The organism is Paenibacillus anseongensis (assembly GCF_009757995.1).
GTDB lineage: Bacteria > Bacillota > Bacilli > Paenibacillales > NBRC-103111 > Paenibacillus_E > Paenibacillus_E chondroitinus.
On record NZ_WSEM01000020.1, the window covers coordinates 107,704 to 120,302 of the forward strand.

13 protein-coding genes are annotated in these 12,599 nt (G+C 46.1%); 8 read left to right on the forward strand and 5 right to left on the reverse strand.

Annotated features, from left to right (window positions below; all coding sequences use genetic code 11):
* Both GON05_RS39420 and GON05_RS24210 read left to right on the forward strand, forming a co-directional pair.
* The coding region (locus GON05_RS39420; protein WP_246239446.1) for a putative glycoside hydrolase at positions 1 to 151 on the forward strand (151 nt) is incomplete at its 5' end.
* A gap of 146 nt (positions 152 to 297) precedes the next feature.
* Positions 298 to 1,257 carry a D-2-hydroxyacid dehydrogenase gene (locus tag GON05_RS24210; protein ID WP_157322657.1) on the forward strand — a complete coding sequence of 320 codons (960 nt, stop codon included), beginning with the start codon at positions 298 to 300 and terminating at the stop codon, positions 1,255 to 1,257.
* A gap of 61 nt (positions 1,258 to 1,318) precedes the next feature.
* Here the strand turns inward: GON05_RS24210 and serS are convergent, their stop codons facing one another.
* From serS to GON05_RS24235, 5 genes are all read right to left on the reverse strand, one after another.
* Entirely contained in the window at positions 1,319 to 2,602 is a 1,284-nt protein-coding gene (gene serS, locus GON05_RS24215; RefSeq protein ID WP_157322659.1) for a serine--tRNA ligase, read from the reverse strand.
* 315 nt (positions 2,603 to 2,917) lie between these two features.
* Positions 2,918 to 3,886 carry a 6-phosphofructokinase gene (gene pfkA / locus GON05_RS24220; RefSeq protein WP_127454602.1) on the reverse strand — a complete coding sequence of 323 codons (969 nt, stop codon included), beginning with the start codon at positions 3,884 to 3,886 and terminating at the stop codon, positions 2,918 to 2,920.
* 35 nt (positions 3,887 to 3,921) lie between these two features.
* Positions 3,922 to 4,947 (reverse strand): tetraprenyl-beta-curcumene synthase family protein, encoded by a 1,026-nt coding sequence (locus tag GON05_RS24225; RefSeq protein ID WP_157323247.1) that lies wholly within the window; start codon positions 4,945 to 4,947, stop codon positions 3,922 to 3,924.
* 31 nt (positions 4,948 to 4,978) lie between these two features.
* A complete protein-coding gene (locus GON05_RS24230) occupies positions 4,979 to 5,611 on the reverse strand; it encodes a hypothetical protein (protein WP_127454604.1) in 633 nt (210 codons plus the stop codon).
* Between the two features lie 30 nt (positions 5,612 to 5,641).
* Entirely contained in the window at positions 5,642 to 5,956 is a 315-nt protein-coding gene (locus GON05_RS24235) for a hypothetical protein (protein ID WP_157322661.1), read from the reverse strand.
* 182 nt (positions 5,957 to 6,138) lie between these two features.
* Between GON05_RS24235 and GON05_RS24240 the strand changes: the two genes are divergently transcribed.
* From GON05_RS24240 to GON05_RS24265, 6 genes are all read left to right on the forward strand, one after another.
* Positions 6,139 to 7,473, forward strand: a complete 1,335-nt coding sequence (locus GON05_RS24240; RefSeq protein WP_157322663.1) for a multi antimicrobial extrusion protein MatE — start codon at positions 6,139 to 6,141, stop codon at positions 7,471 to 7,473.
* Positions 7,474 to 7,495: 22 nt separating this feature from the next.
* A complete protein-coding gene (locus GON05_RS24245; RefSeq protein ID WP_157322665.1) occupies positions 7,496 to 8,674 on the forward strand; it encodes an MFS transporter in 1,179 nt (392 codons plus the stop codon).
* A gap of 25 nt (positions 8,675 to 8,699) precedes the next feature.
* Positions 8,700 to 9,392, forward strand: coding sequence for an ABC transporter ATP-binding protein (locus GON05_RS24250; protein WP_181646688.1), 693 nt, complete (start codon positions 8,700 to 8,702; stop codon positions 9,390 to 9,392).
* Positions 9,389 to 10,738, forward strand: a complete 1,350-nt coding sequence (locus GON05_RS24255; protein ID WP_157322667.1) for an ABC transporter permease — start codon at positions 9,389 to 9,391, stop codon at positions 10,736 to 10,738. Before GON05_RS24250 ends, GON05_RS24255 begins: the two co-directional genes overlap by 4 nt.
* Positions 10,739 to 10,751: 13 nt before the next feature.
* Entirely contained in the window at positions 10,752 to 11,855 is a 1,104-nt protein-coding gene (locus GON05_RS24260; protein ID WP_157322669.1) for an efflux RND transporter periplasmic adaptor subunit, read from the forward strand.
* Between the two features lie 80 nt (positions 11,856 to 11,935).
* The gene (locus tag GON05_RS24265; RefSeq protein ID WP_157322670.1) at positions 11,936 to 12,583 is read left to right on the forward strand and encodes a nitroreductase family protein; all 648 of its coding nucleotides are present in this window, start codon (positions 11,936 to 11,938) and stop codon (positions 12,581 to 12,583) included.
* Positions 12,584 to 12,599: the final 16 nt, after the last annotated feature.

A 12,599-nucleotide genomic window follows, 5' to 3' on the forward strand; every position in this document is an offset into this window, starting at 1 on the left:
TCAAGATTTCACCGCCTCATGGGTACAGGGTTACATTAAATACGGTCCACATGAGGTACAAGAACAAATTCGCGCACTGAAAGATAATGGCGTAGACGAATTCTTGCTTTGGAATGCTAATAACAACTACACACCTAATGTTAGTTATTAATCAAGGAAACACCCTGAGGCTATGTACCTCAGGGTGTTTTATCGTATAATCAAGAATATGTTACCAGATTTGATGCCAAGCTGTACACAAAAAGTTACACAAAAGCGAATAGCAATAACAAGAGATACTCTGAAGGAGTTGAAGTAATGAAAATTGTCGCCATTACGGATATGGATCTGTCCTTGATGCAGGAGCAGATGCCGCAAGATCTAAAGGACCGCACCCAGTTCCAATGGTTTAGATCTTCAAAAGATGCTCAAGAACATATTGCTGATGCTGAAGTCATCATTACAGCTGGCCGGATTAATCCGGAATACGCTACCAGAGAAAAAGCCCCTAAACTCAAATGGATGCAAACCTTATCCGCCGGGGTGGACAAGCTGCCGTTACAGGAGTTGGCAGATCGCCAAATCCCGCTGACTAACGCACGCGGAGTACATACGATTCAAATGAGTGAGTTCACGCTCAGTCTTATGCTTCAGTGGGTGCGTAAATCCAACAAGCTGTATGAATGCCAGCAACAGAAAGAATGGTATCAACGCATCTCCGTCGGCGAGCTTGCCGGTAAAACGCTAGGCATTGTTGGGGCCGGCGCCATTGGTGAAGCCGTCGCCCGCAAAGCGAAAGCTTTTGATATGTCGGTCATCGGTTTAAATCGCTCAGGTACTCCACAGCCTGGTTATGATCAAACGCTCAGCGGCGATGAAGGGCTTCGCAGTCTGCTCGCCCAAAGCGATTTCGTTGTTCTGCTTCTTCCTAGCACTCCGAAAACACGGGGTTTAATTACGAAAGAACATTTAAGCCTAATGAAGCCAAGCGGCTTTCTGATCAATCTGGCTCGAGGCGATGTGATTGATGAAGGCGCATTGACGCTTATGCTCCAGGAAGGCAAGCTCGCCGGAGCAGCGCTCGATGTTTTCGAGCAAGAACCTTTGCCAGCGACTTCTCCCCTCTGGAGTATGGCGAACGTAATCGTCACTCCGCATATTGCAGGTTCATCCTCGCATTATACAGAGCGTGTAGCTGCTATCTTTTATCATAATTTGCGTGCGCTCTTGGATGGTGGAGAAATGATGAACTTGGTGAACATTCACGAAGGCTATTAAACCATTAACGCACCTTCATCTAGCGGAATTGCTTCCGAAAGATAAGGTGCGTTTTATCGTTTTATTTAGCAGTTATCCCTGCTAAACCTCTCATATAGGGACGAAGAGCCGCAGGAAGATAGATCGAGCCATCCGCTTGTTGATGGTTTTCAAGTAGGGGAATCAGAATACGCGGTGTGGCTACAGCTGTATTGTTCAGTGTGTAACAGTAGTGCAGTTCACCATTCTGATCCCGGTAACGCAGTCCGCTGCGGCGTGCTTGAAAATCAAGCAGGCTTGACGACGAGTGCGTCTCGCCATAGGCATTACGGCTTGGCATCCATGTTTCGATATCGTACTGCTTATAGTTTTTGGCCCCCATATCACCGGCGCACACGGCAACGATTCGATATGGCAGCTCCAACAGATCCAGAATGTCTTCCGCATTTCTCGTGATCTGCTCCAACATGAGATCCGCCGTCTCCGAATCATTTTTGCAAATAATGACCTGCTCAACCTTCGCAAATTGATGAACGCGATATAATCCACGCACATCCCTACCCGCCGAACCAGCCTCCTTACGAAAGCAATTCGATACGGCTGCCAGTTGAACAGCGCCTTTCGAGAGATCTACAATTTCATTCGCATAGTACGAAACAAGCGGGCCTTCCGAAGTACCTGCTAACCATTTGTTCTCATCCTGCAGCTCATAGGTTTGATCCTTGCCTGCCGGAAAGAACGCTGCGTTCACCAGTGTTTCTTCACGAACCATTAACGGTACATCCATGACCGTAAAACCACGATCCGTTAACAAATCAATGGCCAGCTGTTGAACCGCCCGGTGTAAATACAATCCCATACCTTTGAGGTAATAATTGCGGGTTCCCGCTACTTTTACACCTCTTGGTATATCTAGAATGTCTAGATCTTCCCCGATTTGCAGATGATCGCGAGGCTCGAAAGGAAATGATGTTGGCTCTCTTACGATTTTCAAGACGACATTGTCTTGATCCGTAGCGCCTTCAGGTGTGTCAGGCGAAGCAAGATTCGGCACTGCCAGCATGAGCACTTTAAACCTTTCCTCATAATGCGCAAGCTCCTCTTCGTCCGCTGCCAGGCTTACATTCCAGCTGCGAACCTGCTCCTTCAGCTTATCAGCCTCCGCTCGGTTCTTCTCAGCCATTAACGTTGCAATTTGTGCAGTAGCTCGATTACGCTCTGCTCGAAGCAAATCAACACGATGCTGCATCTGCCTCTTTTTCTCTTCTACTTCGAGAAGCTCCTCCAAGGGACATGCTATTCCCTTTTGCTTGGCAGCTTCTTTGACCTGATCTTGATTGTTGCGAATCCATTTGATATCCAACATTTTCTGTCACCGCTTCCTTTTCAATTATGAGAAAAAGACAAAAAACGCCCCTGTCCGAATTGGGACGAGGAGCGTTCTGCTCGCGGTGCCACCCAACTTGATGACGGCAATATCTTGCCATCATCCGCTTGGTTCCGCGATAACGGGCGGTGCCGGTTTACTTAGAGAGAGTCGATGCTTATTCAGTCATCAGCCGTTCCGATCATAAACGTCTCCGAGTTGGATGCTCTTCATAGACATAATGTCGCTTTGTACGTTGTTCGCTATTATAGACGAAGTAAATCCTCAGGTCAATAGGCTCTCTGCTTATTGAGCTTATTGGGATAAACGACTTGCCAATTCATATAGCTCAGTGTTGAATTCACGCTTCGTATTAACAACTAAGTCGATATCCGTAGCAACTAATTCGCCTTTGATAACACCGCAAGCTTTGGAAGAATCGCCTTCCATCAGTCTGCGAACGGCAAAATCACCAAGACGGCTTGCCAAGATACGGTCGTTATGCGTTGGTGTTCCACCACGCTGGATGTGACCTAGAACGGTAACACGCGGTTCAATTCCGACTACCTCATTGATTTGTTTCGCAACTCCTTCGCCAGTACCTGCTCCTTCAGCGATCAGGATAATACTGTGACGTTTGCCATGAGAGAAGTTGTCTTTCATACGGTTAGCCACTTCGCAGATGTCAACTTCAACCTCTGGAACGATGATGGTTTCCGCACCGCTGGCTAATCCCGCATAAAGCGCAATTTCTCCACAGTGACGGCCCATAACTTCTACAACGGATGAACGCTCGTGGGAAGTCATGGTGTCGCGAAGCTTATTAATCGCGTCCACGACGATACTTACCGCTGTATCGAAACCGATCGTAAAGTCTGTAAACGGAATGTCATTGTCGATTGTCCCTGGCAGACCCATCGTTTTGATACCCAGTTTACTTAGTTTGTTGGCCCCTTGGTAGGACCCGTCCCCACCGATAACAACCAAGCCGTCAATCCCACGTTTACGCAGGTTATCCGCCCCGATTTGTTGGCCTTCCGGAGTCAAAAATTCTTTGCAACGAGCTGTCTGCAGGATCGTTCCGCCACGTTGAATGATATCTCCAACGCTTCTAAGATCCATTTTGCGAATATCATCGTTGATTAAACCATGATAGCCACGTTGCACGGCATAAACTTCAAGTCCATGGAACAATGCGCTTCTGACAACCGCACGAACCGCTGCATTCATTCCCTGGGAGTCTCCACCGCTTGTTAAAACTGCAATTGATTTTACTGCTGACATTTCAATTTCCTCCTTCAAATTCTTGTGAATGACATTCATGATGTCGTACGGATATACATGCTATTTAGCCAGAAAAACAACCGGGTTAACGGACTATTTTTCATAAGACGCTTGGATATGTTTTTTACTTGCTGTTGTCCATTCACTTTAGGGTCTGACAAATACAGAGCGAGCAAACCTTCGATTATCATACGATGAAATCGCGGATGTTCCAAGAACAAAATTTTGCTGCGCGCTTCCTGCACGATAAATGCAATCCTCTCAACCGTGTCCTCCATAGAGCTATAATAGCTGCAGAAGTTCAGGTCTCCACCAAGAACATCTTCTTCCTGATCAATTAAATAATCAAGCAAGATATGCAGCCCACAAACGTAAGGAAAATACGCCTCGCGAATCGCCTCCACCTGCTTGTCATTCAACTGCGTATCGCATGCCGCCAAGAACAGCATAAACATCCCTAAAGTCGACCCCGTAGCTGCCGCAAATTCATTCCAATCAATCTGGCGATAACGCTGATGGTGAAGTTTCCACCACTGTTGAAGCTCGGGTTCTCGCATATCTTTGCGGATATGCTTGTACACTTGCAAATCGCAGTATAAACCAACGAAATCCCGTACCTGATCCGCGACTTGTCCATAAGACGGCAGCAAATCGATACAGGATTGGCACTTCAGAACAAGATCCCTCAAGTAATTGCCGTCCTCTTTCTCCTGTCTGTACGCGTAATAATCATGCAGAGGTTTGGAAGGATCAACGGCATCAAGCATCGATTGATGCAATTGTCGGAAATCTTGAGGATCTAAGGAAGTACTGCGATCGCATAAATTATCTAGATAATCACTAATCGTCTGAAAAGCAACGATTAGTGGTATTAGTACATGACGCATCGACAAATTGGCAGCCGCATAGACGGCGCCGCCCTGACAATGAAACTTCTTCGTTGCTATGCTGGCTAAAGCTTGCGTACGCAGTTCAGTATCTGGAATGTTCTCCGCTTTTGTTTTCCAAATGGAAAGCTGTTCGCCTACATCCGGTAAAATGTACCGATAAACCCTGAGCATTAACCGGAGTGGGCCTTGCGGAACCTTCGTACTACTTCTGTCCAATTGCTTCAAGCAGACTTCCTCCACAACTTTGTTCATAGCAATATTGCAGCAGCAACTGCATTTCATAACGTTGGATATGTCTCAGCCAGCTATCGACTGTTGAATTTTGAACCAGGGATACCTGAAGTTCCACCACGTCAATAAAAACACATGGGTTCCATACAGGAGAAGTAATCAACACTTCCAGCTTCTGGCGCAACGCCTCGTTGTCTAGATCCGCCAAGTCTTTCACACTTAAATAATCTCTAACGCAGGCAATTAAATTCGAAAAAATAGGATGATGACCGACGTCATTAAACCAATATTTCGCATTGCTATAATCGCCTTCCATCCGGTGCATAAGAGCATGCCAATAGCTGCCTGTCGCATTTGTAATTTCCTGGGCAATATCGTGCGACTTGTCGAGACTTTCATTCAGTAAATAAAGACCCGCTTTGATAGCCAATCCATACATCTCTTGCTCTGGATTCCCTTGGCTCATAGTAACAGGTAACATCGCTTCAATGTTCGCATCCATGGCTAAATCCCATTCTTCAATTGGATATAAGGCAGGCAGATGCTCCAAGAGCGGCTTCGCAATAGCTTCCAGCCAGTCTGTACCATCTTTATTGCTATGCATGCCAGTCACTCTCCCTTTCATTAGACGAACTTAATGGTGGGTCTTCGCTTCCAAATCCTGATTAATCCGGAACCAAAGGTGAAGATCATTTATAATCGATGCCAAATCAGCAATTTCGGAATTCAAACGACAGGAAGTTATAAAATCATCTTCTTGATCCAACTGGTTTTGTTTACGAATAATAACGCTCTCCAGATTCATGATTCGATCGGGGATGACTCCTCGAATTTGTTCCCATTGAAACAGGATTTCAACGCGCACATCAGAGGGGTAAGAATCCCAATCTTGTTCTAAAGCCGGCGTCTCGATACCAAGTCTGGCATTGTATTGAAAATAGCAGCTCATTCTTCTGAATTACCTCCTTGCAGTAAAAACATGCTGCAATAGTTCAAGAAACATTCTACCTTTAAATGTATCACTTCAAACCTTTGGTTTCCAGTTAAAATTGTATGTCAACAATATTTCATTTTCTGGTATACTTAAATAACGTTTTTAGAAGGGACAAATTGGTTAGGAGAGATACAGAAATGACCGCTTCAGCTGTGAAAAGAACGATCTCATGGAATCAGCTTATCTCCTTTTTTCTCCCCCTCGGACTTTCCGCAACGTTAGTTACCCTCTCCCACGTTATCATTAACAGCACACTTGCCCGGGCTGATAATCCCGAATTGGTCATTGCCAGCTATGCGCTGCCACTAAGTTTGTTAGGCATAACCGAGAGACCCGCTGTTCTGCTAAGACAAGCTTGTTCTACCCTCGTCAGGGACCGCATCTCATTTCGAGCCATGGCAGCAGTTAGCTCTTATGTATTTGCTTGTATCATCCTTCTTGGTCTCATTATATGCTACACCCCGGTCGGAGAGTGGGTATTTCTTTACTTCTTTGGCGTCGAACCCGAGTTATTGGACTCTACGATCAGTGTTTATCGTATTTTAATGTACGTTAGCATTTTTTCCGGACTGCGGTGTTTATTCCATGGCATTATTATTTTTAATATGCGGACCAAATGGTTAACCATCGGCATGGGTGTTCGAATTGTCGCTATGTATTTATTATCATTATATTTTATCACAACTGACAATGTCTCTAGCGGGCGAGTTGGCGCTATTATTTTTCTAATGGGCATGGTCATTGAAGCTTTAGTAGCCATCTGGGAAGGCACCAGTCTGCTAAAAAAAGTTATTCCTGAGAAGGTGCCCGGCCATCCCGTTGAAACCAAGAAGCAAATTTTCAGCTTCTATAAGCCTCTCTTGTACTCATCTATCATCGCCGTCATCATCGGACCTTCTATTAATGCAGTCTTAGGAAAAACAACGCACATCCACCTTGCCATATCTTCTTTTGCGATTGCCGGCTCTTTGACGCAGCTGGTTTTAAGTTTTTTCTCTTATATTCATCAAATCGTGCTGAACTTTTATCGCAAAGATGCAAAATCCGTGCTGCGGTTTGTCTTTGTTCTTAGCTTTATTCCCGGAACTCTCATCGCTATTCTTGCTTATACACCTCTTGGGCCTTGGTTTATGTCCCATGTGATGGGTGTTAATGCTGAACTCATGCGAGCCAGTTTGCATGCTATGCGTATCTTTATGATTATGACATTAGTATTCCCTTGGCTGGATTATATGAACGGAATTATCATGCTCAGAGGACAAACGAAAATAATGGTTTTCTCGCAATCGGCAAATGCTACGATCACGGTCTTAACCCTTTTCATCTCCATTTGGGCAGTACCCAATTGGAATGGAATGATTGGCGCATTAGCACAATCCATTGGCACGTTGGCCGAATTGCTGGTTGTGGTTTACGTGCTCAAACGCACAGCCGAAGAAGCGCAGCCAACCCTATCTCCAAAAAATTTGTAGCGAAAACGAGTGATAACCAACTATGAGTACGTCTAATCTTATAAAGTCACAACATCGCCTGCTTCGATTGTTCACATTCTCCTTTTTTATGACAATGGGCATCGTCGTCACTTTTTTCCCCCTGTATTTTGATTACAAAGGATATTCCAAGCTTCAAATTGGTTTGCTTTATGCCATTGGGCCGCTGATTGGAATCGCAACAAATTTATTGTGGGGTTTCTTGAGCGACCGTTTTCAAACCGTCAAAAAAATCATGATCATACTGATCATCGGCCAGCTCATCACGGCCATCTTAGTGTTTACTGCGGGATGGTTTTCCCTGCTGTACATTTGTTTAGCGATGTTTTTCTTCTTTCAACAGCCGGTTAATTCGCTCAATGACAGCCAACTTATGTTGAGCATTCGGGCAAGCGGCAAAAGCTACGCCTCTTTTCGTGTGTGGGGCTCCATCGGATTCGCTGTGTCGGCCGGAGGCTTTGGTTTGCTGCTTAGACATTACGGTACAGGCCTCACGCCAATTCTGTGTCTGTTCACCATTACATGCACGTTAATCCTTGTTTTCTTCTTAAAGGACGCGCGTCAGAGCGGCAAAAAAATGGCTTTAGGCGGCATGCTGAGCATTCTGCGTTCGAAGAAGTTTGTCTGGTTCTTAACCTTGGTCATCATTATGTCAGTCTCTCACCGTTTTAACGATGGCTTCCTAGCCCTCTATATGCGGCAGCTCGGCGCCCCTGACTCTGTGATTGGTTACGCTTGGATGGCTTCCGCACTAAGTGAAATCCCCATGTTCTTCTTTCTAAGCAAACATGGGCATCGGTTCAAAGAATTGCCGCTTCTGGCATTTGCGGCAATTATTTACGCTTTGCGCTTTTTCATTATGGGATCTATCCATAATCCCGTTTGGATCATCGGCGTTCAGTTGCTGCATAGCCTAACATTTGGCGTATTCCTCATAACGGCCAATCGTTATTTGAGCCAAATTATACCCGATGAATACCGCTCGTCCGGGCAAGCGATTTTTGCTGTGGCTTGGTCAAGCATCGCTGGATTAATCAGCGGCATGTTGGGCGGCTGGATCTATGACGCTCTGGGGGGAAGCACGGTTTACGTCATTGCCGGCTGTTTATCCATCGTGGCAGCAATCGGTTTCCTTGCTACGCATCTATTCCAAAACGATGAGCGTTTGCCGGGCAGCAGATAGTTTTTTTATTGAAGGGAATGATTACGTGTTAGCCATTGAACGGTTATCTCACAGTTTCCGCACTGGGCAAGAGGATACCCCCGTTCTGCATGAACTAAGTTTCCGGGTAGAGCAAGGCGAAATGGTCGCTTTGCTCGGGAGCTCAGGCTCCGGGAAATCGACACTGCTAAATTTAATGGCGGGCTTAATGAAGCCCACTCGAGGTAGTATTAGCATCGCAGGACAGGCGATTGAGAAAATGAGCGAAAACCGCTTGGCGGAATTTCGAAGGACGCATATCGGCTTCATTTTCCAATCTTATGAATTAATAGCACATTTAACCGTACGCGAAAACGTTGAGCTGCCCCTCGTCTTTCAAAGTGTAGCTGCCTCAGAACGCAAACAACGAGCCATGGCGCTTCTGCAACAAGTGGGTATCGGTGATAAATCGGATTTATTTCCTTCACAGTTATCCGGCGGACAGCAGCAGCGTGTCAGTATCGCTCGTTCCCTCATTACGAAACCTGCCATCGTTTTTGCTGACGAACCTACTGGTAATCTAGATACGAAGACGGAAGCCGAGATCATTGATTTACTCATTGATTTAAATGAGAATTCGGGCATCACCTTCGTGATCGTTACTCACGAACACGAAGTAGCGCGCCGTACGCGGCGGATTTTACAGCTTCGCGACGGATACTTGCTGGAAGGTAATGAGCAGGACGGTGAGACCGGATGAAGCTTAAAGATTACGTTCGACTTGGCTGGGACCAACTGCAGCGGCGCAAAGTCGTCACAGCCTTATGTACCGTAGGAATCGCCATCGGTTCGGCTTCCATTATGGTGGCGCTCGGCTTCGGAGAATCCATTCAGCATTACAGCCAGAAACAAATGAGCTTTTATCTCAAAACAGATGAAATTACAATTACAGAGCAGAATAATGACCCGAACAGCCAGCCCAAACTCACAACAAGCAAGCTCGAACTCATTCGTACTTTTCCACATGTGAAATCCGTTGCTAGTTTTCAAGACTTAGGACAATTCAGCTTCACGGTTGATGATGGCAAACAAAGTTACCTTCATCTCATTGCAACTGAACTAAGCGCGCTGGAAGATTTCGACTCCAAATTTGGGCAAGGCGGCGCTACGAACCAAGACAACCACATTGTGCTCAATTACGGGGCAACCCTCGGTGTTATGGATTCCAAGACGATAGAGACCAGAAATAAGCTGATGCAGCAAAATCCAACCAAGGAGCAAGCTGAAACTTACCGTCAAATGGGCGCAATTCCTTATCCACTTTATCAAAAGCAATTGTTGCTCAAAGCAAATAATTACGAAGACCAATCTGGAAGGAATTCGGGTACAAGCTTGGCTGAACCAAGAGAAGTGACATTGCGGGTTACTGGCATTCTGAAAAAACCGGATGGTTTGCCTGACTCCATGCTGCAAGGGAACAAAACGGCTTACGTATCCCCGCAAACCGGCCAGAAAATTTTGGAAGCACTGAACAAGTCAGCCCAAAACGATCGCGTTCAATATTCGGAAGTCAAAGTGAAAATTGATAATAGCGTCAACGTCAAACAAGTGGATGAGTGGATAAAGAAACTCCAGCTCAACACGCAAACCAATTTATATCAAGAGGACCGGATGAAAGGCGAATTCGTTATCGTACGGTTGCTGCTCACGGGTGTCGGTCTTTTCGTGCTATTCGTAGCCTCGATTTCCATTGTAGTAGCTATGACGATGTCCACGCATCAACGCCGGAGACAGATTGGCATCATGAAGGTGCTGGGAGCGAATTTAAAACAAATCCGCAACATGTTTATCGTGGAATCATCGCTATTAGGCATGTTAGGCGGCCTGGTAGGTATACTGCTTTCCTATTGGGTTATATGGGGAATCAATCTTATCATCATCCGATTCGGATCTAATTCCGGAGAGCCCGCTGAAATTTTATTCATTTCCTTTTGGATTCTTCCAGTCGGCATGTTTTTCGCTGTGATGACCGGCGTTCTATCAGGGCTATACCCCGCTATTAAAGCATCGCGCACGGACGCGTTGACAGCTATTAAACGAGAATAGGAGTTTGCCTAGCATGAGGAAAAAGAAAACATGGATGCTGCTAATCACAGCGCTCTTGATCTGCGGAATTAGCGGCTTTTTATACATATCCAGCCATCCCCAAGCCATGAAGAGAGCAAATACGGACAACACCGTCTCTCCCAGCGCATTGCAATTTAAAGTAACCAAAGAGGACCTGGTCAACAGTGTTGAAGTAAAAGGAAAGTCGTCCTACGAGAAGGAAACCCGAGTCTATGCACCGTTTGGTGGTGAAATTAAAGCATGGCAGATCGCTGACGGGGCTCAAGTTAAAAAGGGACAGCTGCTGTTCGAACTTGACGCCACACCGCTGAAAAGTGAAATTGCAGCTCTGCAATCCAATTTAAAAAAGCAGAAGCTCGAGGCTGATCTTGCGAACTTCAAAGCAGCAGGACCGGAAGGAGAAACAACCAACACTCCTGTTGGCGCTGTTAGTGAGGATGATTCCAGATCTCGATTTGCTGCTTCCGAAGGACGCAGAATCCAGGAGCAGTTGAATCAGGTCAACGATGAGTCCATTCAATTGCAGCTGGCAAAAAAGCAAGAAAAAGTGGAGCAGGCCGCTTTTGTTTCACCTGAGGACGGCATCTTCTTATTCGAGGATTCCGCCAAAATCCCCAAGTCTGTCGAGGAAAGCGTACGAATCGGTAAAATCGTGGATTTGACGAAGCTGCAGCTCGTTTGTACCGTTGGCGAGTTTGACGTTTTCCGGATTAAACCAGGAATGTCCGTCCAAGTCAAAGTTGAAGCGCTGAAACAGAAAAAGCTGCAAGGAAAGGTTGAGAAGGTTTCCAAATTTGCCAAAACCGGCACGGATCAAGGTTCGGCTTCCGCGCAATTCGAGGTAACGATTTCGCTAGAACCGGATGAGCAGCTTATCGCAGGGCTCAGTCTTTCCGGCACAATTGAGACTGAGAAAAAAAGTGGAACAACGGTCGTCCCCACGCTTGCTGTGAATCATGAGAAAGATATTTACTACGTTATGTTGCAGACCCCGCAAGGCACAGAACGCCGTGAAATTGAGATCGGCTTGGAAACACCTGAGAAAACGGAGGTCCTCAAGGGGCTCCAAGAGGGAGATACGGTTGTGCTGCAGTGACAACTGTTTTATACTATACTCTTAGGACCAAGTAATAATGATGACGAAAATGATGCAGCAAAGGCAGGTAATTGTTTTATATGAATTATGAGGATTTTAAATCTATTGTGTTAGAGCGCCGCAGCGTTCGGAATTTTACAGAGCAGGAAGTCGCGACCGAAGATATTCGTGAAATTATCGACTGTGCCCGCTATGCGCCAAGCGATACGAACTCCCAGACATGGAAGTTTATTGCGATACGAAATACGGAAAAGATTAAACATATCGAACAACTAACCTGGGATCAGCTTCATCTCAGGGCGTCTGAAGCCGAGCAGAAAGGTCTTTCCCGAGAAGCACGCCTTCTTGTGAAGTCGTTCGGACCTTATGCTACTGCGTTTTCCAACGCTCCAGTGCTGATCATTTGCTTAGCAACACCGTACGAGTCGAAGTTCCGTGAGCGGATTTTTGATCCGATTGAGCTTGTTGAGGATGCTGTGTGGGCGGAAGAGGGCATCAAGAGCTCCTGCTTAGCCTCGCAGAATCTGATGCTTGCCGCGCATGCCAGAGGTCTCGCGACATGTCCGATGACGGGCCCCGTTTTGCTGGCCCAAGATCAAATTCGCGAATATCTGAACATTCCGGAAGAATGTCAGATCAATATGGTCATTTCCCTTGGTCATCCGAAGGACCGCCCGGGCAAATTGGCCCGCAAAGAAATTGATGATATTCTTCAAATCATCGACTAAGATGAAGGAGCTGCCG